The organism is Streptomyces guryensis (assembly GCF_021261325.1).
Classification (GTDB): Bacteria; Actinomycetota; Actinomycetes; order Streptomycetales; family Streptomycetaceae; genus Streptomyces; species Streptomyces guryensis.
Genome location: NZ_JAJSBI010000006.1, coordinates 91,097 through 112,503, shown reverse-complemented (window position 1 = coordinate 112,503; position 21,407 = coordinate 91,097). Strand labels below are relative to the sequence as shown.

The window sequence follows — 21,407 nt, the reverse complement described above, 5'->3', positions numbered from 1 at the left end:
CGTCGTCAGACGGCCGCCCACCTGTTGTGCACCGGCAGGATCACGCCGTTCACGTCGCTCGCCGCGTCCGGGGCGAGGAACGCGATCGCGGCGGCCGCTCTCAGCTGCGGCCCACGATCCGGGCAGCCATGTTCAACGCGGCCCTGCGCGCGGCCGTCGAGCACTACGCCTGGCGCACCGCAGGCGCGGAGCCCGACCGCGCGACGGCTGGGGCCGAGCTGACGGCAACCATGCGCTCGGCCCTCACCGTCGCCGCGGAGGGACTCGGGTGAGCGGAGGGACTCGGGTAAGGGTCTTCCCCGGACCCTGAGGTGCCTTCAGACCTTCCGGTAGGTGTACGCCTCCGCGGCCGCCGCCTCCACCGCCGCGAGGTCGGCGCCCGTCGCCGCCGTGACCACCGCCGCCACCGCTCCCTCCACGAACGGGGCGTCCACCAGCCGTGTGTTGTAGGGGAGTTCGTCGCCCTCGGCCAGCAGCGCCTTCACCGTGAGCACGGCACTGCCGAGGTCGGTGAGCACGGCCACCCCGGCGCCCCGGTCCACGGACGCGGCCGCGGCCGCGATCAGCTCCGAACTCGTGCCGAGCTCGCCGCCCTCGGTGCCGCCCGCCGGGGCGATGGGCACCGACACCCCGCCGCCCGCCAGCCCCCTCGCCAACTCGGCCACCGAGGAGGCCACTTCGGCGCTGTGGGAGACCAGCACGATCCCGACCTGCTTCCCGTCACTCACCGGCGGCCTCCGCGAGAGCCGCCACGAGCAGCGCCGACGAGGTGGCACCGGGATCCTGGTGGCCGATGCTGCGCTCCCCGAGATAGCTGGCCCGCCCCTTGCGGGCCTGCAACGGTGTCGTCGCGAGGGCGCCCTCTTCGGCTGCGGTGCGGGCCGCGGCGAAACCGCCCTCGTCGAGCGCGTCCACGGCAGGCACCAGCGCGTCGATCATGGTCTTGTCGCCCGGCGCGGCGCCGCCCAGTGTCATGACCGCGTCCACCCCGGCCCGCAGCGCCTCGGCGAACTGTGCCTCGCTGACCTCACCGGCGTCCCCCAGCGCCTTGCCCGTACGGCGCAGCAGCGTGCCGTACAGGGGCCCCGAAGCACCCCCGACCGTCGAGATCAGCTGCCGCCCGGCCAGCGTCAGCACCGCACCGGGCGTGTCCGGCGCCTCCTTCTCCAGCGTCGCGGTCACGGCCCGGAACCCGCGCTGCAGATTGCTGCCGTGGTCGGCGTCCCCGATGGGCGAGTCGAGGGCGGTGAGCCGTTCCGCCTCGCGGTCCACGGACGCGGAGGTCGCCGCCATCCAACGGCGGAAGAAGTCGGCGTCGAGCACTGGATCTCCTTGCGTGGTAGGTACGTTGACACCTCGGCCCGCCGGTCTACATACCCCAGCGCAGCCCCGGTGTCTTCACCGGCGCGTCCCACAGCCGCAGCAGTTCCTCGTCGATCTGGCACAGGGTGACCGACGCACCGGCCATGTCGAGCGAGGTGACGTAGTTGCCCACCAGCGTTCGGGCGACCGTGACACCGCGCTCGGTGAGCACCCGCTGCACCTCGGCGTTGAACCCGTACAGCTCCAGCAACGGCGTCGCACCCATGCCGTTGACCAGGACGAGGACCGGGTTGCGCGGCGGCATGTCCTCCAGGATCGCGTGGACGGCGAACTCTGCGATCTCACCCGAGGTCATCATCGCCCGCCGCTGCCGGCCGGGCTCGCCGTGGATGCCGATGCCCAACTCCAGCTCACCGGACGGCAGATCGAAGGTGGGGCTGCCCTTGGCGGGCGTGGTGCAGGCGCTGAGCGCGACGCCGAAGCTGCGGGAGTTCTCGTTGACCTGCCGGCCGATCGCCTCCACCCGCTCCAGCGGCTGCCCCTCGTCCGCCGCCGCGCCTGCGATCTTCTCCACGAACAGCGTGCCGCCGACTCCGCGCCGCCCGGCCGTGTAGAGGCTGTCGGTGACCGCCACGTCATCGTTGACCAGCACCTTGGCAACCCGGATGCCCTCGTCCTCGGCGAGCTCGGCCGCCATGTCGAAGTTCAGCACGTCGCCGGTGTAGTTCTTCACGATGAACAGCACACCCGCCCCGCTGTCCACGGCCGCCGCGGCGCGCGCCATCTGATCGGGAACCGGCGAGGTGAACACCTCGCCCGGGCAGGCCGCCGACAGCATGCCGGGACCCACGAACCCGCCGTGCAGCGGCTCGTGCCCCGAGCCGCCCCCGGAGATCAGGGCGACCTTTCCGGCGACCGGCGCGTCCCGCCGCACGATCACCCGGTTCTCCACGTCGACGGTCAGCTCGGGGTGGGCGGCAGCCATGCCCCTCAGGGCGTCCGCGACCACACTCTCCGGCACATTGATCAACATCTTCATGGGTACCTCCTTGTGAGACTGACAGATGAGCCCATGACCTTTGTTTTGGCAGGTCAGTGCGGGTTTGACTGGTTGGCGATCCTGGCGGTCGGTGGCGGGTGCCGACGTTACTGATGCTGACTCAATGCTGACTTCGGTGATGGGTTGTCAGGTGGCGGCGGCGTGTCGGTCGTGTCGCGGCTGGAGCACTGCTGTCGGCAGTATCGACCTTGCGGCGGTGAAGGTCACGTGTACGCCGTAGGGCCTGTCTGCTGGGCGCATCGAGAGAGCTCACCGGCTTCAGTGGCGTACGGAACGCGAGGGCGGGCCGGAACCTGTGATCGACAGCCTGCGCTACGGCGATCGCCGAGGCCGCCGGGGCGTTTGTGCAGCCAGCCGCGATCGCCGTGCCGAGGAGCCGAGTCGGGGCCGCCAGGGTGTATACAGGATGGTGTACGAGGAGGCGGCGGGGAGATGCAGGGTCGGGCGACGGGCAAGAGCGAAGCGGTCTACGAGCGGCTGAAGGAGGACATCGAGTCGCTGCGGCTGCGGCCGGGGGCCAAGCTGAGCGAGGTCCAGCTGGGGGAGGAGCTCGGCGCCTCGCGCACGCCGGTACGGGAGGCCATCCGTCGGCTCGCCAGGGACGGGCTCGTTGACTTCGTGCCGGGTGAGGTGGCCCGGGTGGCCCCTATCTCGCTCGGCGGGGTGCACGCTCTCTTCGAGTTCCGGATGCTGTTGGAGCCGCAGGCGGCCGCGTCGGTCGCGACAGCGGGTGCGGCCGACGAGCGCGTACTCGTGCCGTTCCATGACCTGCTCAAGCGGCTGGAGGAGTTCGACGAGTCCTTCCGCGCGCTGGACGCCGCCGCGCAGGTCCGGTCGTACACGAAGTTCTACGAGGTGACCGAGGGCTTCGACCAGGCGGTCATCGCCGCGTGCCGGAACCCCTATCTCGCCCGCACGATCCGCGACCTGCGCAGCCAGACCGTACGGCTGCGGCACCTCTCCCACAGCCGGCCGCGTCGCATGCTCACCTCCCTCGATGAGCACCGCGCGATGCTGAAGGCGATCACGCGGGGGGACGCCCAGGCGGCGGAGGCGGCTGGCCGACACCACCTGGCGCAGACGCGCCAGGCGCTCATCGACAGCCTGACCAGCCAGGACCTGACGCTCGGGCGGGACGTCCAGGTGGACCTCACGGGCTGATTCACGCCGCGAGTGCTGCAGGCGAGCGGGCGCTTCCGTGTTCCCCTGCTGTGGATTCCTCACCACATGCTGTATACAGGAATGGTGTGCTTCGGGCGGGCCAGGCGTCGACGATCCCTCCGTCGGTGGTGGAGTTGCCGTAGACGTCGAGCCGGTAGCCGTTCAGACGGGAACTCGCCCGCATCCGCCAGGAGGCGGAGCGAGAATTCCACCTCGACCTCAACCACCGTCTCGTGCTGCGTGAATCGACGGGCCAGCGAGGACCCCAGCCCCAGGCCCCGTGACCCGGTAGAACGGGGCCGGTGCACCGCGCTCTCAGACAGCGGACGTTCGCCGAACGGGCGCCCCCGTGGCCCGGCTTGACCGGCCGGGACACGGCCGCGTGGGCATGTTCCCGCGGCCCTGTAAGAGCCGCCGCAGCCCGCCCGAGAGTCCGACGAGCCGGGGCGGGCCCCCGCACGGACCGCAGGTAACCATCGCGGGCCGGAGAGCAGCCGAGTTGTGCAACCCCCTCGCCGCGCGGCGAGACGTTCTCGTCGGCAAGTGCTGCCTCGTCAAGGGAATCGCCACCACGGGAATGAAGCAGCCACATCCGCGGACGGCTCGGGAGGTGGCTGACGCCTTCAGCGACTCCCAGCCCTCGCCTCTCCCTCAACGAGACCCGAACCTTCCCGATCCGCTGCATCAGGCAGTCGAACTGACCGCCAAGGCTGACCACGTTGCCGCAAACCCCGGCCGTTTCCGCTGCCCAGGCGAGCCTGGGCTTGGGCGGGACGACTCAGTCCTGTCGCTCTCCGGCCCGCACCAGACCGGTCTCGTAGGCGATGACGACGAGCTGGGCGCGGTCGCGGGCGCCCAGCTTGGCCATGGCCCGGTTGGCGTGGGTCTTGACGGTGACCGGGGTGACGAAGAGGCGCTCAGCGATCTCGTCGTTGGACAGGCCGGTAGCCACCAGGCTCATCACCTCGCGCTCCCTGGGAGTCAGCGTGGCCAGCCGGCGGGGGTCGACGAGGTCGCTGGAGGAGGGCTGTGCGAGGACGCGGGCGATGAGGCCCTTGGTGGCCGCGGGCGACAGGAGCGCCTCGTCCGCGGCGACGAGGCGTACGGCGTCGAGCAGTTGGGCCGGTTCGACGCCCTTGCCGAGAAAGCCGCTCGCTCCGGCGCGCAGCGCCTCGATGACCAACTCGTCCTCCTCGAAGGTGGTCAGGACGAGGACCTTGACTCCCGCCATGTCCTCGTCCTGACCGATCAGCCGGGTGGCCTCGATGCCGTCGACCTCGGGCATCCGGATGTCCATCACCACGACGTCGGCGCGCTCGGATCTGGCCAGTTGTGCCGCCTCCCGCCCGTTGGAGGCCTCCGCGACGACCTCCATGTCCGGCTGCGCGTCGATGAGCAGCCGGAAAGTGCCCCGGAGCAGGGCCTGGTCGTCGGCGAGTACGACGCGAACGGTCATGGGTGGCCTTCCCTCAGGGTGTGTCAGGCGGCTGCGGGGGCGAGCGAGAGCGGCAGTTCGGCGACGACCTGGAAGCCGCCTTCCGGCCGAGGGCCGGCGGTGAGAGTCCCGCCGATGGCGCTCGCCCGCTCGTGCATGCCTATCAGGCCGTGGCCGGTGCCCGCGCCCTTGGGCGCGTCGGGGCGTCCGTCGTCCGTCACGGTGACCCGGAGCGAATGCGCACCGTAGTCCAGGACCACGGCCGCCCGGGTCGTGGACGCGTGCTTGTGGGTGTTGGTGAGGGCTTCCTGGACGATGCGGTAGGCCGTGAGCTCGGTGGAGGGCGCCACCGGTGAGGGAGTTCCACTGCGGGCCACCCGCACGGAAAGCCCGCTCGCACGGAAGCCTTCGGCGAGGTTGTCGAGATCGGCCAGGCGAGGAATGGGGGCCCGTGTGCCGGGTCCGTCGTCGGGCTGCCGCAGCAGGCCGACGGTGGCCCGCAGTTCGTCCAGTGCCGCGCGGCTGTTCTCCTTGATGTGGGCCAACGCCTCGTACGCCTGGTCGGGGTTGGCGCGCATGAGATGGTGCGCCACCCCCGCCTGGGCGTTGACCAGGGTGAGGTGGTGGGCGACGACGTCGTGCAGGTCGCGTGCGATGCGGACACGTTCCGCGGTGACCCTGCGCCGGGCCTCCTCCTCCTGCATGCGCTCGGCTCGTTCCGCGCGTGCCCTGGCTTCCGCGAGGTGCTCGCGGCGGCTGCGGACGGTGCGGCCCAGCGCGGTGGCGGCGACCGCGAAGTCGAACCGCAGCAGGCTGGCCCCTGCCACCACGGAATCCGAGTGGGTCGCGGCGTAGACGCCCGTGATCGCCACGGCGGCGGCGAGGCCGACGGCCCACGCGGTGCGCCGGTCGCCGAGCAGGGCGAGCGTGTACAGGGCGACCAGACTCGCGGCCGGGGCCGGGGACATGTGCGAGGCGACGGCCATCAGCGTGAGGTCGCCCGCCAGCGTGAAAAGGGCGATCTGCAGCGGCCAGCGGCTTCGGACGGCCAGGGGGACGCAGGACAGAGCCGTCCACACCACCTCGCCCCAACGGGGCTCGTGCCATGCGGACTTGCCGACGGCGGTCGCCGCCATGGAGATCACGATCAGTGGCACCGCCGGGAGCGCGTCTCTGACCCGGTCATGACGGGCAAGCCACTGCCGCCACACCATCCTCACATCCATTCTCTCACTCTAAGCAGCGCGGGCCGGCGGTAGACCGGTACGACCGGCCGGCCCGCGCTGGGGACGGTGTCACATGGTGATGTCGCGTCAGATCACTTCAGCGCTCTGTGGCTCCCGCACCGGCTGCTGCCGTGGCAGTGCCGGCTCATCCGCCGGGCCTTCCACGGACACGCGGGGCAGTGCCTTGTCCAGTCGGCGGGGCAGCCACCAGTTGGCCCGTCCGCACAGGTGCATGAGCGCGGGGACGACGACCATGCGGATCAGCAGGGCGTCCACGGCGACAGCCACCGCGAGGCTGACCCCGAACTCGGAGATCACCCGCATGCCGCCGAAGACGAAGGAACCGAAGACGCAGACCATGATGGTGGCGGCCACGGCGATCACCTTGCCGGTCTCGGCCTGCCCGACCCGGACCGCGCGCCGGCTGTCCCCGGTGTGCGTCCATTCCTCGCGCATCCGGCTGACCAGGAAGACCTGGTAGTCCATGGACAGGCCGAACATGATGCCGACGACCAGGATGGGCACGAACGACTCGATCGGTCCAGCGGCGCCCAGCCCGAGGAGCCCCGCGCCGAAGCCGTACTGGAAGACGACGACGATCGCTCCGAAGGCCACCCCGATGCTGAGGATGTTGAGGACCGCGCCGACAGCGGGGATGAGCAGACTGCGGAATGCGACGGTCAGCAGCAGGAAGCCGAGCACCGCGATCACGAGCACGAACACCGGGAGTTTGCTCATCAAGACCGACGCGAAGTCGTCGTTGCTCGCGGTGACGCCGCCCACGTAGACCTTCATCGTCGTGCCCTGCTCAGCCTCGGGGATGACGTTGTCGCGCAGGTGGTGGATCAGGTCGGAGGTGGCTTCCGACTGGGGGGAGGTCGTCGGGACGACGGAGATCACGCCGACCGTCTGTCCGTCCTTCAGGGGCGCGGCCGTGGCACCGGCGACGCCGTCCACGTGCTCGAGAGCGGTGGCCAGCTTTGCCTCGGCGACCCTGTCGGCGGCGGTGGGGGCCTGCACGGCGAGGACGAGCGGCCCGTTGAAGCCGGGTCCGAAACCGTCCGCGATCATGTCGTACGCCTGACGGTTCGTCGAGGTCGTGGGCAGGTTGCCGTCGTCGGACGCGCCCAGACGCAGTGCGAGCGTGGGGAAGGCGAGCGCCGTCAGCACGGCCAGGGCGACCAGACCCAGGGCCTTGGGCCGGGCCTGGACCCGAGCGGCCCACCGGCCCCACAGACCGGCCCGGCCGGACGACCGTTTCCCCGCCTGCCCGGCCGCCTCCCGGCGCTCGTTGCGGCTGAGGACCCGCGGACCGATCATCCCGAGCAGCGCCGGCAGCAAGGTGATGGCGGCCAGCACTGTCAGGACGACGGTGACGGCCGCGCCGATGGCCATCCCGTTGATGATGCCGACATTGAGGGTGAGCATGCCGAGCAGCGCCACGACGACGGTGAGGCCGGCGAACACCACGGCCCGGCCCGAGGTGTTGAGGGCCTTGGCGGTCGACTCGGCGACGCCCATGCCCGCCATCAGGTTGGCGCGGTGCCGGTTGACGATGAACAGGGCGTAGTCGATGCCCACGCCCAGGCCGATCAGCGAGCCGAGGGTCAGAGTGGTGTCGGAGAGCGTGATGACATGGCTGAGCAGGATCACCGTGACCGCGGAGGTACCGACGCCGACGACCGCCGTGATGATGGGCAGGGCCGCCACCCACACCGCCCGGAAGACGAACAGCAGCACGATGAAGGCGAGGACGATGCCCATGGCGTCGGCGACCGCGTTCGGCTGCGGGTTCACGGTGAACGCCTGCCCGTTGAGCGCGATGTGCAGGTCGCCCGGCTCCGGAGCGGTCGCGAGTTCCTTCACGTGGTCGATCTGGGCGTCGGCGACGTTCCGATCGAACGCGACCGTGGCGTAGGCCGTCCTGCCGTCCTTGCTGACCTGCCCCTTGCCCTCGGGCACAAAGGGACTGGTCACCGCGGCGACCCCCGGCGCGTCGGCGATGTGCTCCAGCGCCTCCGTCATCGCCCGCTCGGCCACGGGTTCGGTGACCTTGCCGCCCGTCAGCTGCCAGACGACCCGGCCGCTCTTGCCCGCCGCGCTGTTCGATGCCTGCTGCAGCAGGGCCGTCGCCTTGGCCGAGTCGGTGTTCTGCGAGGTCGGGCTGTTGCCGAAGTCGTTACCGGCCGCGCCGACTCCGGCGCCGAGGGCGAGCAGCAGGCCCACCCAGGCCAGGACGACGGCGAGCCGGTGCCGGTGGCACCAGCGGGCGAGAGGGGACATCGACGGGCCTTTCCAGGGGAATGCCATGGGGTCGGGCCGGCGATCACGGCCCACCCCCACGCTCACATTTCTGCGGTCTCTCGTCGTTGGCCGTTCGCAGACACTTGCGTCTACTGCGATCGCAGCAGATGGGGCGCACCGGTGCCGATGGTGGCCGTCGATGTCCGAAGAGCCAGGGCGCCCGGCACTCCGTGCGGGGGAAGCACGGGTACGAGGCACTCCTGGCAAGGGTGAAAGGAAGAGTCCGTGCCTGCACGCGCGCTCAGAGTGTCACTGCCGCAGGAAGGAGCGGGCAGCGTCGGGAACGTGGTCCACGCAGCAAGCACACCAAGGACGGCGACGCCGTCCGGCATCGCCCTCGACGCCATGCGATCACAGGAAGTGGCAGCGCGGGGTGTTCATGAATGCCACGTCATGAGTCGAATTCGGGTCGAATTTCGAGCACCCGTTCCGCCGGGAGAACGGTGAGCGGCTGGTCGGATTCATCAAGGACCTGCGCGAGTGCCACAGTGGCGAGGACTTTGTGACGTTCCGGCAGGAGCTTCTGACGGCCACGCTCGCCGTGAACCTCGCCTGGACGGAACGCTCGCGAGTGGCGCGCTTTCCGGTACGGCCGTCGCTACATTCTCGCGTTGCGTCGTAACGAATCACCCGGACCGATGACCCTCAGCAAGGAGGGCACGGCTCACGAGATCCAGTTCGTGGAACAGCAGTGGAGCGAGAACCGGCACTTCGCTCTGCTCCACGACATCACCGAGCGTTTTTCAACCTGTCCGCTGAGCACGGCTGTTGATGATGCGGGCGGTGCGCAGATGTAGAGAAGCTCCTGGTAGACGGGTGGGTGTCGAGTCCAAGTCGTCCTGCCAGGAGCTTCCGCGTGCACAAAAGCCTACTGAGCGATGGCTGGCGGGCCCGGCCGAGTCACAGCAGGCCGGGCTGCTGCCATTCGGTGCCGAGGACGTGGTGGTCGAGGAAGTTGAGGAATGTCTCGTACCACAGGCGCGCGTGGTTCGGCTTGAGGATCCAGTGGTTCTCGTCCGGGAAGTAGAGGTACTTCGCGGGGACGTGGTGCCGCTGCAGTTCCTGGAAGAGCGTGGCGCCTTGCCCGACGGGCACGCGGTAGTCCTTCGCGCCGTGGATGACCAGCATCGGGGTGCGGATCTTCGCGACGTCCAGGTGTGGCGAGTCGGCCTCGTACCGTTCGGGGCGCGTCAGCGGGTCGCCGAAGATCCGCTGGAAGTACCAGGGGGCATCGGTGTCGCCCTGGAACATCCGCAGGTCCCACAGCCCTGCATGGCTGATGATCGCCTTGAACCGGTCCGTGCTGGTGGCGACCCGGTTCGCCATGTATCCGCCGTACGAGCCGCCGGCGAGTGCCGTACGGGAGGCATCGATGTCGTTGCGGGCCTCGGTCGCATCGGTCAGCGCGATCACATCCGTGTAGGGGCGCCCGCCCCACTGCCCCCAGCCGCGCCGGTGGTTGATCTGCCCGTAGCCGGTCGACAGGGCCGGATCCGGCAGCAGCACCGCATAGCCGCGTGCGGCGAACGGCCACGGGTTCCACCGCCAGGTCCAGCCGTTCCAGCTGGACTGCGGTCCGCCGTGGACGGCGACGAGCAGCGGAGCGGGACGCTCGGCGGACGCGCCCTGGGGCAGCACGAGCCAGCCGCGCAGCACGAACCCGTCGTCCCCCTCCGCGTGCACCTCGGTGAGCGTGCCGGGCAGCTCCCCGACGCCACCTGGGGCAGGCAGCTCGTCCGGAGTCTGGTCGGCGACATCGGCGTCGATCCGGACGGGCGTCGGCGGCGCGTCGACCGCGTGGCGCAGGGCGTAGAGCATGCGCCCGTCGGGGGCCACGGTCAGCGAGCCGTACGCACCCGAGGCGGTGAGACGTGTGACGCCACCGTCCGAGTCGCGCCGGAAGACGGGCGCATGCCCCTGCTCGTCGGCCGTGAAGAAGAGCGTGTCGTCCACCGGTGAACAGGCCACGCCACCGGGCCAGTTGTCGAACCCGGGCAGCAGATCCTGCACCGCGCCGTCGGCCAGGTCGATCCGGACGAGAGTTGTCTCCAAGGGGTCGTTGTATGTCGGGCAGCGCATCCGGCGGCACACCACGGCCGAGCCGTCGTGTGTGAACCGCGGCGCCTCGTAGAGGTGCTCCAGATCACCGACGACGTGGATCTCCTCACCGCTCACCGCGTCGGCCACCACCACGGCGGTGCGATGCTCGTCCGGAACCCGCCCGGGCACGAACCGGCGGTACGCGACCCGTGTGCCGTCCGGCGACAACGCCGCGTCCCCCGGATCCTCCAGACCGATCCCCTGCCCGCCGGCGAGGACCGGCTCCGCGTCAACACCGGCACGGACGAAGGTGTGCGGCTCCGCCGGGCCGAGGTCGTGGTCCCAGGCACGGGTCGGCCCGGCCTCATACAAGATCGCGGTGACCTTCGCGTCCTTTCGCGCCGCGCGCAGCTTGCCATGCGCCTCGGCGTCGGTGGCACCCGGCAGCAGCCCCGCGGTGTGGCACAGCGCGCCGGAGTCCCGGGCGACGGTGACCGCGGCAATCCCGCCCGGGTGCCCGGCCACGACAACGGCCTCCCCGCGCGGCGGCAGCGCCCACAGCGCGGCTCCCTCGTCCTCGTCGCTGTCCGCGGTGGCGCGGCCGGACAGGAAGTACAGCGTCCCGTCCGGACCGAACACCGGTCCCGACTCACCCTTGTCGGACCGGGTCAGCCGCAGCGCGTCGCGTTTCCCGGTCGGATCGATCTCCCACAGGCCGGACACGAATCGCGTTCCGTCTCCGGACAGCGACTGCACGGCGGCGACGAGACGCGTGCCATCGACGGACAGGGCAAGGGAGTTGACGCGGGGACAGGCAACGAGGGCGGACAGATCACGGAAGGTGGACGGGCCACCGGAAGACTCGATCATGCGGGCGATTGTCGCCCGCGCGCCACGCGGACGGCCAGGGGCATGACGTAGAAAGCCCGTCTGCCAGCAGCCCTTCCGGCACACTCGCACATCCATGAATGCAACGCCGTCCGTTGACGCCGTTACCGAGACGCTTTCACGAAACGGCCACTCCTGCCCCAGATGCCTCACGACGGATCTGATCTGCCGCGTTGAGGAAGGAATACACCTACTTAGACGTCATCTCATTTGGCTGGGTAAGCTGCCGGTCGTGGCAGGGATCGTTGAGCGGTTGGTGCCGGACGGGTTGTGGCGCCGCACGATTCCGGGAAGCGGAACGGCAACCTGCACCGGCCACGTCACTATCACCGGGGTCTCCAGCGAGTCTTCTACATGTCCGCCCTGATGAGCGTCCGCTACGACCCCAGCTCCCGGACGTTTTACGACCGCAAGCACGCTGAGGGCAAACGCCATACCCAGGCCGTGATCGCCCTCGCCCGCCGCAGAGTCAACGTCCTGTGGGCCCTGATCCGGGACCGGCGCCTCTACGAACTCACCCCACCCCAGCCCACCGGTTAGGTTCTGCATCGAAATCGAGGCGACGAGCCTTGTCCGTTCTCGGCAGACTGCAGGCATGTCCACCGAAGTGAGCGGGACGATCGAGTGCAGACCCCTGGCCCGGATCTGGGGCGAGGACGACGAGGACGCGGTATGGCACGCCGCCATCGACCTCTTCCTCCTCAACGCCGGCAATGCCTATGACGCACTCGCCTGCCTCTTCGGCGTCCGCAACTCTTTCGGATTCCAGCCGCTGGCCGAGGGCCGGGGCCTGCCGGAGGATGCCTCGGACGGGCTGCGGGCCGCGTTCAACGCGTGGGGCGGGCCGCAGGACGCACACGGAACAACGTGGATCAGCTGGGCCGAGTTGGCAGCTGCCAACTGGGACGAGCCCGATGGGTCCGGCGCGCTCAGCCGTAGCAAGGTCGCGGGGCCGGGGACCCACTGGGCCCCGGTCTGGGACGTGATGCGGACGCTTGCCGAGCTGCATGGACCAGAACAGGTGCGACTCGTGGTCTGGTTCGACTGATCACGGAACTCCGACCCCGACGCAGCTTGACTTCTCCATTGGGAAGCCACTCTGAGCATCGCAATTGGCCGTCCGCCTGTCGGACGATCAGTTCTTGGCGCGCCCTACCTGTCTCGCCCACCGACGGCGTTCCAGCAGTACCTCGACGACCACGAACTCCCCAGGCCACGCTGGTGGCGCCAGGGACAGTGATCAAAGAAACCCAAGATCCCCGACGGAGTCCCTCAGCCGGTTTCGAGGGGGCGGGCGATGCGATCGGGGACGAAGATGGGGACCAGGGTCGGATCGTTGAAGGCCGTGATCCGGGCGATGCGGTCTCCGAGCAGGGTCAGGACGTGGATCCCGTAGGGCTCGTAGCGGCCTTCGCCCACGTGGTGGTGGACGATGAGGGCGGACTGGCCGTTGGCGTGGGTGGGGGTCATCCGCCACAGGTTGGGGCGCAGGACGCGGGTGGACAGGAAGCCGAGGACGGCCCGGCGGCCGGTGAACCAGGTCGGGGTCGGCGGCATTTCCATTTCGACGTCGGCCCGCAGCAGGTGCACCAGCGCGTCGGGGTCGGCCCGGATGAAGGCGTCCACGTAATCGTCGAGCAGACCTCGCCGGGTCTCTTCGTCCGGCTCGGCCAGGTCGTTTACGACCGGTCCGGCCTCGGCCAGCCGGGCCCTGGCGCGGCGGAGCGCGCTGTCCACGGCCGCGGTGGTCGTGTCCAGGACCTCGGCCACCTCGGCCGTCCGGAATCCGAGCACGTCGCGCAGGGTCAGTACGGCACGCTGGCGGGCGGACAGGTACTGGAGCGCGGCGACGAAGGCGAGGCGCACGCTCGTCCGCGCGGCGACGATCGCCGCCGGGTCGCCGGTGCCGAGCAGGGCGGCGTCGGGCGCCGGCTGGAGCCACGGGACGGACGGCTCGCGCGGAGCCACCGCCACCCGATGGTCGTCCGAGGGTGTGCCCAGGCCCGACGGCAGCGGGCGCCGGGAGCGGGTCTCCAGGGCCGTGAGGCAGGCCATGGTGGCGATCTTGTACAGCCACCGCCGCACCGAGGACCGGCCCTCGAAGCCGTCGAACCCCCGCCACGCCCGCAGATAGGTCTCCTGGACCAGGTCCTCGGCATCGTGGATCGACCCGAGGATCCGGTAGCAGTGCGTGAGCAGCTCCGGCCGGAACGGCTCGGCCAGGGCGGTGAATTCGGCGTTCGTCGGCATCGCGGATCCTCCTCGGGGTGCGGCGGGGCCACCGTAGGCGCGCGGTGGCTCGGCTGATCGGGCTCAGGCTCGGCTGATCGGACTCAGCCCGGCGCCGCCGAGCCGGTACTCCGGGCCGGTGTCCGGGTTCCCGGCGAGTTCCACGACGGCTTTGCCGACCTGCTCCAGGGTGAGCATCGGCTGCCGCCCCGCGATGAAGGTCTCCCGGTCGACGCCCAGGCGCGCGGCGTAGCCCATGACCCCGGTGTCGCCCACCCCGCCGACCGGGGTCATGTCCGGCAGCACCGTGACGAACCGGACGCCCAGCCCGGCCCGCTCGGACTCCTCGGCGCCGTACTGCCGCAGGTACCGGACGGCGGCCTTGGCGCTGGCGTACCCGCCACTGAGCGGGGAGCCGCCGAGCGCGGCGCCGCTGGACATCGAGATGACCACACTGCCCGGGGCCAGCGGCTCGCGCAGGGCCGCGCCGGTCCAGGCGAAGACGTGACGGGTGTCGACCTCCCAGTTGCGGCTGAAGGTTTCCCACGTCTGCTCCTGCACGGGCGCCACGTGCGGCACGGCCCCGGCATTGAGGACGAGCAGGCCAGGACGGTGGGCGCGGATCACTTTCGCGGCGAGCGCTTCGTCGGTGGCGTCAGCGGCGAGGGGCGTGAAGCCTTCGCCGAGTTCGTCGCGGACGGCCCGCAGTTCGGGCTCATTACGGGCGAGGCCGATGACGCGGGTGCCTTGGGCGACGAGCGCGGCGGCGATCGCGCGCCCGAAGCCGCGGCCGGCACCGGTGACGACGGCGGTCCGGGTGTGATCTGACATGGGGGCTCCACAGTGCTGGTCGGGTTCGGTCACAAATCAAGACCAGCGGGAGGCGGGAAAACCGTCGCGTCCGCGAGGAGAATTTTTGGCCGACCGGGGACCGCGGTGGTGGCAGCTCTTGCTCCTGGCCGCCGTCTCCTGTTCCATCACGCCCCGCCCGGGGACGTAAGACAGCAGGGCAGGGGGACGAGCACGCAGTGTGCAGGAAATCCGGGAAGACGACCCGACGCCGAGCGACGGACGGTCTCCCCGCGACGATCACCGTGATGACCTGCGTGAGCACCCCATTGCTTCCCGATCTCGCGTTTGAGGTCCGCCTGTTGGCGCGAGGTGTTGATCTTCTCGTTGTAGACCTTGGTCAGCCGCTCGATCGCGGACTGCTGTGTCGATTACCCCGTCTCCCGCGCTGGCGACCTGTTGCATCGCGGTAGCGAATGGCGTACGGGTGGGGGCATCAGTTTCTGGCGGGAACAGGCGCAGAGCTTGAAGCAGCTGCGCATCTCGCGGATGAGTTGGGCCGCCAACGCGCACGTCTCCTGACTCATGCTGGGAGCTTGCTGACCAACGAGCCCTCAGCATGGCCTGACCTGCGGCCGCACCAAACCAGGAGACGTTGATCAACACCTTCACGGGTTCCTCCTGGTCAGTCACGCGTGCGGTCCTGATCCCGTACCGGGCGCCGACCCCTCGCCGTCGTCACGGGCAAGGCGTCAGGTCCGCTCGGCGAACAGATCGGCAGCCACTGTCGGCAGTATCCGTGCCAGGGCAGTGCACTTCATGTGTGCGGCCTGTCCCGGCGCGCTCCCTCGGCGCGACTGGCCCGCCGGCACCTGCGCGGTCCGCCGTCAGCCCGTCTTGTGCCCCCAGCGCGGGCCGACCAGGGCCCACTCCCTGCCCCACCCGTCGATGCGCCGCCGGTCGAGCCACCAGCGCGCGGTGCCCGCGGCCCCGAACGCGATGCCGGTCACGGAGAGCGCCGACGCGGCTCCCAGAAGCCCCGCTTCGACTGCCGCGTCGGTGCGGCTCGGCGGCCGGGTGGTGACGTTCCCCCGTGTGTCCGTCCAGAGCACTGTCGTGGATCCGGCCCTGAGCGCACCGGCCACCAGGCTCTTGCCGGTGTGCGTGGATCCGTCCGCTCCGGTCCAGCGGACCCGCGCAGACGCCTGGTAGCCCTTCACCTCCGTAGATGGGGTGTCCGTGAGGAGCACGGCCCACACGGGGGTTCGCTCCGCGTGCTGCTGCATGAAGACATCGTCCGCGGCCCGGGCCGTCAGCACGCCGGCGAGCGTTCCGCCCACTGCCACGAGCGCCCAGAGGGCCAGCACCAGCCAGGCCTCGAACACGTCCTCGCGCCTGCGCAGCGGGTTGGCCCGCCACCGCCACAGCCACCGCTTCATTCCCCTGCCGGTACGCATCGGTCCGCACCTCCTCGTCGTCGTTTTCGAGCAAGGTGACAGCCGGGCGAGCGCCGCGGCATGGGCCGGACAGAGGGAACTGTGGGGCCGACCGGGACCAAGTCCGCCACCTGGACGGGCCGTTCAGCGCAGCCGTCGCCATGGTCGCCATCGGTGGCCTGACCGGCCATCAGCCAGGGACCATCGGCCCCTCACCCGGACGCCGGCGCGCAGCCACTCTCGAAGGACATCCGTACCTGCTCCGACACCCGTGCGGGAGGAGGGCACCATGCGATCCGTGCCTCTCGACGCTGAGACCCTGGAAGCCTGTGTGGCGGCCGCGGTGGCCGCGCCGTCGTTCTTCAACACGCAGCCCTGGCGCTTCGGGCTGGACCCCGACACCGTCGCCTTCGAGGTGCGCGCGGATCCGGAGCGCAGCCTGCGGCATGCCGATCCGGCCGGCCGCGCGCTGCATCTCTCGGTGGGCGCGTCCGTCTTCAACCTCCGCGTCGCGGTGTCCCATTTCGGCTGGTCACCCGCCGTACGACTGCTGCCCCGGCCCGACGACCCCCGCCTGCTCGCCGTCGTCCGGCCCATCGGATCAAGCGGCCGGCACGGCAGGGAACACCGCGATGACCTCTACCCTGCCATCTGGCGCAGGCACAGCAGCCGCTTCCCGTTCTCCGCCAGGCCCCTGCCGCCACAGGCGCGCGCCGAACTCGCCGAGGCCGCCCAGGCGGAAGGCGCCACACTGATCTTCCCCGAAGCCGCCGAGACGGCACGTCTGCTGCGGGTGACCGCGGAGGCCGAGCGGCGCAACCGCGCCGACGCCGAGCGCGGCGCGGAGAGCCGCCGCTGGGTGCACCGGGACCCGCACGGCCCGTTCGACACCGGCCTCCCGCAGACCGTACTGGGCCCGCAGGATGCCCGCGAACGCATCCCCATGCGGGACTTCACCGCCGCGCGCCACCCCGGGCGGCTGCCCGCCCAGGACTTCGGGTCCGCCCCGGCCATCGCCCTGCTCAGGACCGAGCACGACCGTCGCACCGACTGGCTGCGCGCGGGGGAGGCACTCGAACACGTGCTGCTGGTGGCCACCGCCCTGGGACTGCGTGCATCGCTGCTGCACCAGCCGATGGAATGGCCCGATCTGCGCAGCACTCTCAGCCCGGACCCTCACCACACCGGTCACGCACAGATGCTGATCCGGCTCGGCCACGGCCCGGAGGGCCCCGCCACCCCGCGTCGTGCCCCGCACGCGGTGCTGGACGCGCAGCTGCCTCACCGATAGGCGCTCCCCCTCGGTGGGCCGCCGCGGTCAGCCCGCCGCGGCCCCAGCACGGCGTGCGAAGGCCAGCCGGCGCAGCGCCCGCCAGTCCGTCGGCGGATTCGCTCGGGGCGCCGCCGGCAGGCCGCGGGGTACTCGTACGCGGAGCGCGCCGGGCGCGATGCGGCAGGTGACGGGGGTGGGCAGCAGGAGGGCCTCGCCGTCGACGCCGACAGCGATCTCCGGGGCATCGGCGTCGACGACCACCTCGTCCGCGGTGAGCGAGGTGAGTCCGCGGGCGTGCCGGCCGCGCAGCAGGCCCACCGCCTGGGCCGCGCTGTCCACGTTGACGCCGAGCACGCCGAGGACGCCGGAGTCCAGCCGCGCGCGGCGGCCGAGGCCGGCGGCATCCCCCACCTGGTAGGGGTTGTTGCTGACCAGCACCGCCTGCGGAGTGTCCACCAGCACATGGGCGGCGCGGACGGTCAGCCGCGGCCCGGACCGGTGGGTCAGCAGCTCCGGGAGCTGCTGGAGGATAGTGCGCGCCTTGTCGTCACGGTAGGCGTCGCTCTGTACGACCTGTGCGTACACACCGAAGGACGCGTTGTTGACGAAGACGCGGTCGGAGACGAAGCCGAGGTCGATGCGGAGCTCGACTCCGTCGGTGAGGGCGTCGAGGCCTGTCGAGGGGTCGGCCCGGTCCAGGCCGAGGTCCATGGCGAAGTGGTTGCGGGTGCCGGCCGAGATCACCACGAACGGCACGTCGTGCTCTGCGGCCACCCCGGCGACCAGCGCCTGGGTGCCGTCCCCTCCGGCGACTCCCAGCAGGTCCGCGCCCTCGGCCACGGCCCGGCGGGCCAGTTCGGCGACGTCCTGCGGGTGAGCGGGGTCGAGTACGGCAACCTCGGCACCGAGCGCCCGGGCCCGCTCCGCGAGGTGGAACCTGCCGACCTTTCCGCCACCGGAGCGGGGGTTCATGATGAGGAACGGTGCTCGGGGCGGTGCGGTCCGCTGGTGGCGTGGCCGGGCGGGACGCGTGACCGCACCGAGGGCGGCTCGTCCGGTCAGCATCGCCACGGCCCACAGGGCGAGCGCAGCCAGGGCGGCCCACAGCAGGTCCACCGCGGCGTAGTACAGCAGCACGGCGAGGGGCACCACTGCGGCCAGGGTCACGGCGGACACCCGGAGCAGGCCGTGATGGGTGAGGGCCCACCACACCGCGGCCGCCGTGACAGCGAGTCCCGCCAGACCGACGAGCAGCAGGACAACGCTCTTGGCCCCGGCCGCCGCCAGCAGAAGCACGACCGCGGTGGTGGCGACCAGCAGCGCGGCACGAGCCGTCCACTTCTGAGCGGTCTCGGAGCGGCGACCGGTCGTGCCGGCCGTCCGGGCCGGGTCCTCGGTGCTGCGCACAGAGGCATCACATCGCCCGTGCCCGCGGCTGCACATCACCTGTCCGGGGTGATCCCAGGCGGGCACCGAGCCGAGACGATGTGAGAAAGGAGGGACGGTCATGGTCACGATGCACGAGAGCGTTACGTCCTCCGAGCGGGCGGCGCTGGGCAAGGCGGCGCGGGCTTCCCTGCCGCGCACTGCCCATGCGGCTTTCGAGCCGGACGCCAAGCGGCCCGATCCCGTCGACATCATCGAGCGGCAGTCCGCCACCCGGGTCCCGGAACTGGTCCCGGTCCGGTACGGCCGGATGCTCGAATCACCGTTCCGCTTCTACCGCGGCGCGGCGGCGATCATGGCGTCCGACCTGGGCGCGTCCCCGCACACCGGGCTCATGGTACAACTGTGCGGCGACGCCCATCTGCTGAACTTCCGGCTGCTCGCCTCGCCGGAGCGGCATCTGGTCTTCGACATCAACGACTTCGACGAGACCCTGCCGGGCCCCTTCGAGTGGGACGTCAAACGGCTCGCCGCGAGCCTGGTGATCGCCGGTCGCGCCAACGCGTTCCCGGCCGGCGACTGCGCGATGATCGTGCGCGAGAGCGTCCGGGCCTACCGTGAGCGGATGCGGGAGTTCGCGGGGATGCGCACCCTCGATGTCTGGTACGCCCGCGACGACGTCGCCCAGGTGGAGGCGATCCTGTCCGAGCGGCTGAGCCGCAGCGACCGCCGGAGGGTCGACACGGCATCGGCCAAGGCCCGTACACGGACCGGCCGGCAGGCCGCCGGGAAGCTGACCCGGCTGGTCGACGGCATACCCCGGATCATCTCCGACCCCCCGCTCATCACACCGCTCGACGAGCTGCTGTCCGGTACCGAACAGCACGGGCTGGAGGACACTCTGCGCGCCCTGGTCGCGGACTACGCGCGGACCCTGTCGTCGGAGCGCCGGCACCTCCTGGGCCGGTTCCACGTGGTCGACATGGCGCGCAAGGTGGTCGGCGTCGGCAGCGTCGGCACCCGCTGCTGGATCATTCTGCTGCTGGGCCGCGACGACGAGGATCCACTGCTGCTGCAGGCCAAGGAGGCGGCCGACTCGGTTCTCGCCCCGTACAGCGGTGCGAGCGCCTACGAGAACCAGGGCGAGCGGGTGGTGGCCGGGCAGCGGCTGATGCAGGCCGCCAGTGACATCTTCCTCGGCTGGAAGCACATGACGGGGATCGACGGTCGCGAACGCGACTTCTACGTACGGCAGTTGCGGGACTGGAAGGGCATCGCCCGGCCCGAGACCATGGATCCTGCGACACTGGCGCTCTTCGGCCGCATGTGCGGCGCCTCGCTGGCACGCGCCCATGCACGGTCCGGCGATCCGGTCGCCATCGGCGCCTATCTCGGTCGCGGCGACAGCTTCGACCGCGCGCTGGCCCGGTTCGCGCGGGCCTACGCCGATCAGAACGAGCGCGATCACCGGGCGCTGGCCGATGCCGTGGCCGCCGGACACGTGACGGCGAGGACCGACCTCACCTCGTAGGGCCGGCCCCGGCCGGCGCCGGGCTCTCCGGCACCGTGGCCCCCTCCCGCAATGGACGCCCGGCAGCGGCTGCACTCCGGAACCAGCGGCCGTACCGCTCGGCGAGGCCAGGGGCCGAGACACCGTGGAGCAGGACGCTGAGCGCAACGGTCGCGGCGAACACCCGGCCGAGCGTTTCGGTCCCGGGTACGTGCTCCTCCACCACCAGCAGCGACAGCACGATGGAGGCAAGACCCCGCGGCCCGAACCACCCGATGTAGCCGACCGTCGGCGGCCGCAGTCCGCTGCCGATCAACGACAGGAGCACGGGGAGCATTCGCACGACGGTCAGGCTGAGCACGGCATAGAGCACGATCTTCCAGGTCAGGTGCTGCAGCGCCGGTCCCAGCAGCACAGCGCCGAAGAGCATCAGGCTGACCGACGCCAGCAGCCCCCCGAGATACTCGGCGAACTCGGATGTGCGGTCCGGGCTCTCCCGCTCGTCGTCCGCGGCGGCGGGGAAGCGCCGAAGGGCGTATCCGAAGGCGAACCCGGCCACCCAGGCGGCGATGAAGCCGCTGCCGTCGGTGATCACAGCCAGCCCGTAGGAGACCGCGGCGACGGCGAGGACGAGGATCTGCCGCCACTCCCGGGTGACCCAGCCGCGGGCCCGGGCCGCCTGCAGCAGCCACCCGCCGCAGCCGCCGACCAGCAGGCCCAGGGTGCTGCTGAGGAGCAGGGCCCGCCAGAAGGCGCCCGCCACGCCCTCGTGCGCGTAGGACGTGCCGGGGATGGCCGCGAGAAAGACGACGAAGAACGGGAGTACCATTCCGTCGTTGAGGCCGCTCTCCACATTGAGACCCTCGCGGACCAGCGCAGGCACCCGGCGATCGGACATGGCGCTCTTGCCCAGCGCGGCATCGGTGGGGGCGAGGATCGCGCCCACCAGGGCCAGCTCCCCTGCGGTCAGCCCCGGCAACAGCGGCCAGGCCAGCAGCCAGCCCGCGGCGATGCTCAGCGGGAGGCCGATGCCCAGCAGCCGACCGGGCAGGAAGCCGCCCGTAGCCAGATCGCGCCGCCGGACGGTCATGGCGTCCGTGAACAGCACCAGGGTCAGGGCGGCTTCCAGCAGGGCCGTCAGGGGCGCCGCGTGGTGTTCGAGGCCGACGATGTCGAGGACGGCGGGACCGATGAGGATGCCGCATCCGGTGAACACGATCGCCGAGGAGACCGGCGTGGCCGACAGCCGACGCGAGCCGAGGGCGTAGGTGGCGGTGACGCCCGCCACCGCCACCACGGTCCAGGCGCCGCTGCTCATCGTGCGGCCCTCCTTCCGGCAGTCGCACC

The 21,407-nt window shown here is 71.0% G+C and carries 18 protein-coding genes and 1 pseudogene; 7 read left to right on the top strand and 12 right to left on the bottom strand.

The window, feature by feature from the left end:
• Window positions 1–128: 128 nt before the first annotated feature.
• Complete coding sequence (locus LJ657_RS14415) at window positions 129–272, top strand: hypothetical protein (protein ID WP_232648983.1); 144 nt, start codon at window positions 129–131, stop codon at window positions 270–272.
• Window positions 273–317: 45 nt separating this feature from the next.
• On the opposite strand, the gene LJ657_RS14410 is transcribed toward LJ657_RS14415, so the two are convergent.
• The 3 genes from LJ657_RS14410 to dhaK are packed head-to-tail and all read right to left on the bottom strand — an operon-like array spanning window position 318 to window position 2,362.
• Complete coding sequence (locus LJ657_RS14410; protein WP_232648982.1) at window positions 318–728, bottom strand: PTS-dependent dihydroxyacetone kinase phosphotransferase subunit DhaM; 411 nt, start codon at window positions 726–728, stop codon at window positions 318–320.
• Entirely contained in the window at window positions 721–1,323 is a 603-nt protein-coding gene (gene dhaL, locus LJ657_RS14405; RefSeq protein ID WP_232648981.1) for a dihydroxyacetone kinase subunit DhaL, read from the bottom strand. Before dhaL ends, LJ657_RS14410 begins: the two co-directional genes overlap by 8 nt.
• A 46-nt stretch (window positions 1,324–1,369) precedes the next feature.
• Complete coding sequence (dhaK, locus tag LJ657_RS14400; protein ID WP_232648980.1) at window positions 1,370–2,362, bottom strand: dihydroxyacetone kinase subunit DhaK; 993 nt, start codon at window positions 2,360–2,362, stop codon at window positions 1,370–1,372.
• Window positions 2,363–2,815: 453 nt separating this feature from the next.
• Between dhaK and LJ657_RS14395 the strand changes: the two genes are divergently transcribed.
• Entirely contained in the window at window positions 2,816–3,544 is a 729-nt protein-coding gene (locus tag LJ657_RS14395; RefSeq protein WP_232648979.1) for a GntR family transcriptional regulator, read from the top strand.
• A gap of 778 nt (window positions 3,545–4,322) precedes the next feature.
• On the opposite strand, the gene LJ657_RS14390 is transcribed toward LJ657_RS14395, so the two are convergent.
• From LJ657_RS14390 to LJ657_RS14380, 3 genes are all read right to left on the bottom strand, one after another.
• Entirely contained in the window at window positions 4,323–5,000 is a 678-nt protein-coding gene (locus LJ657_RS14390; protein ID WP_232648978.1) for a response regulator, read from the bottom strand.
• Window positions 5,001–5,023: 23 nt separating this feature from the next.
• Window positions 5,024–6,205 (bottom strand): sensor histidine kinase, encoded by a 1,182-nt coding sequence (locus LJ657_RS14385; protein ID WP_232648977.1) that lies wholly within the window; start codon window positions 6,203–6,205, stop codon window positions 5,024–5,026.
• 87 nt (window positions 6,206–6,292) lie between these two features.
• Window positions 6,293–8,488, bottom strand: a complete 2,196-nt coding sequence (locus tag LJ657_RS14380) for an MMPL family transporter (protein ID WP_232648976.1) — start codon at window positions 8,486–8,488, stop codon at window positions 6,293–6,295.
• Between the two features lie 659 nt (window positions 8,489–9,147).
• Between LJ657_RS14380 and LJ657_RS14375 the strand changes: the two genes are divergently transcribed.
• Entirely contained in the window at window positions 9,148–9,306 is a 159-nt protein-coding gene (locus tag LJ657_RS14375) for a hypothetical protein (RefSeq protein ID WP_232648975.1), read from the top strand.
• Between the two features lie 103 nt (window positions 9,307–9,409).
• Here LJ657_RS14375 and LJ657_RS14370 read toward each other — a convergent pair whose 3' ends face one another.
• Window positions 9,410–11,419 (bottom strand): S9 family peptidase, encoded by a 2,010-nt coding sequence (locus LJ657_RS14370; RefSeq protein ID WP_232648974.1) that lies wholly within the window; start codon window positions 11,417–11,419, stop codon window positions 9,410–9,412.
• A gap of 285 nt (window positions 11,420–11,704) precedes the next feature.
• On the opposite strand from LJ657_RS14370, the pseudogene LJ657_RS14365 reads away from it, so the two are divergent.
• Window positions 11,705–11,977 (top strand): annotated as a pseudogene (locus LJ657_RS14365) (transposase); the annotation flags it as partial.
• Between the two features lie 55 nt (window positions 11,978–12,032).
• Window positions 12,033–12,485 (top strand): hypothetical protein, encoded by a 453-nt coding sequence (locus tag LJ657_RS14360; RefSeq protein ID WP_232648973.1) that lies wholly within the window; start codon window positions 12,033–12,035, stop codon window positions 12,483–12,485.
• Between the two features lie 224 nt (window positions 12,486–12,709).
• Here the strand turns inward: LJ657_RS14360 and LJ657_RS14355 are convergent, their stop codons facing one another.
• The 3 genes from LJ657_RS14355 to LJ657_RS14345 all read right to left on the bottom strand — a co-directional run bounded on the left by LJ657_RS14355 (window position 12,710) and on the right by LJ657_RS14345 (window position 15,912).
• A complete protein-coding gene (locus tag LJ657_RS14355; protein ID WP_232648972.1) occupies window positions 12,710–13,687 on the bottom strand; it encodes an RNA polymerase subunit sigma-70 in 978 nt (325 codons plus the stop codon).
• A 63-nt stretch (window positions 13,688–13,750) separates the two neighbouring features.
• Complete coding sequence (locus LJ657_RS14350; RefSeq protein WP_232648971.1) at window positions 13,751–14,497, bottom strand: SDR family oxidoreductase; 747 nt, start codon at window positions 14,495–14,497, stop codon at window positions 13,751–13,753.
• 845 nt (window positions 14,498–15,342) lie between these two features.
• A complete protein-coding gene (locus tag LJ657_RS14345) occupies window positions 15,343–15,912 on the bottom strand; it encodes an Rv1733c family protein (protein ID WP_232648970.1) in 570 nt (189 codons plus the stop codon).
• Between the two features lie 268 nt (window positions 15,913–16,180).
• Here LJ657_RS14345 and LJ657_RS14340 point away from each other — a divergent pair, with 268 nt between their 5' ends.
• The gene (locus tag LJ657_RS14340) at window positions 16,181–17,182 is read left to right on the top strand and encodes an Acg family FMN-binding oxidoreductase (RefSeq protein WP_232648969.1); all 1,002 of its coding nucleotides are present in this window, start codon (window positions 16,181–16,183) and stop codon (window positions 17,180–17,182) included.
• Between the two features lie 27 nt (window positions 17,183–17,209).
• On the opposite strand, the gene LJ657_RS14335 is transcribed toward LJ657_RS14340, so the two are convergent.
• On the bottom strand, window positions 17,210–18,571 hold the full coding sequence (locus LJ657_RS14335; protein ID WP_232648968.1) for a diacylglycerol/lipid kinase family protein: 1,362 nt from the start codon (window positions 18,569–18,571) through the stop codon (window positions 17,210–17,212).
• 100 nt (window positions 18,572–18,671) lie between these two features.
• On the opposite strand from LJ657_RS14335, the gene LJ657_RS14330 reads away from it, so the two are divergent.
• Window positions 18,672–20,081: a DUF2252 domain-containing protein gene (locus LJ657_RS14330; RefSeq protein ID WP_232648967.1), complete on the top strand. Its 1,410-nt coding sequence runs from the start codon at window positions 18,672–18,674 to the stop codon at window positions 20,079–20,081.
• Here the strand turns inward: LJ657_RS14330 and LJ657_RS14325 are convergent.
• Complete coding sequence (locus tag LJ657_RS14325; RefSeq protein ID WP_232648966.1) at window positions 20,071–21,378, bottom strand: cation:proton antiporter; 1,308 nt, start codon at window positions 21,376–21,378, stop codon at window positions 20,071–20,073. The genes LJ657_RS14330 and LJ657_RS14325 overlap by 11 nt on opposite strands.
• Between the last annotated feature and the right edge of the window lie 29 nt (window positions 21,379–21,407).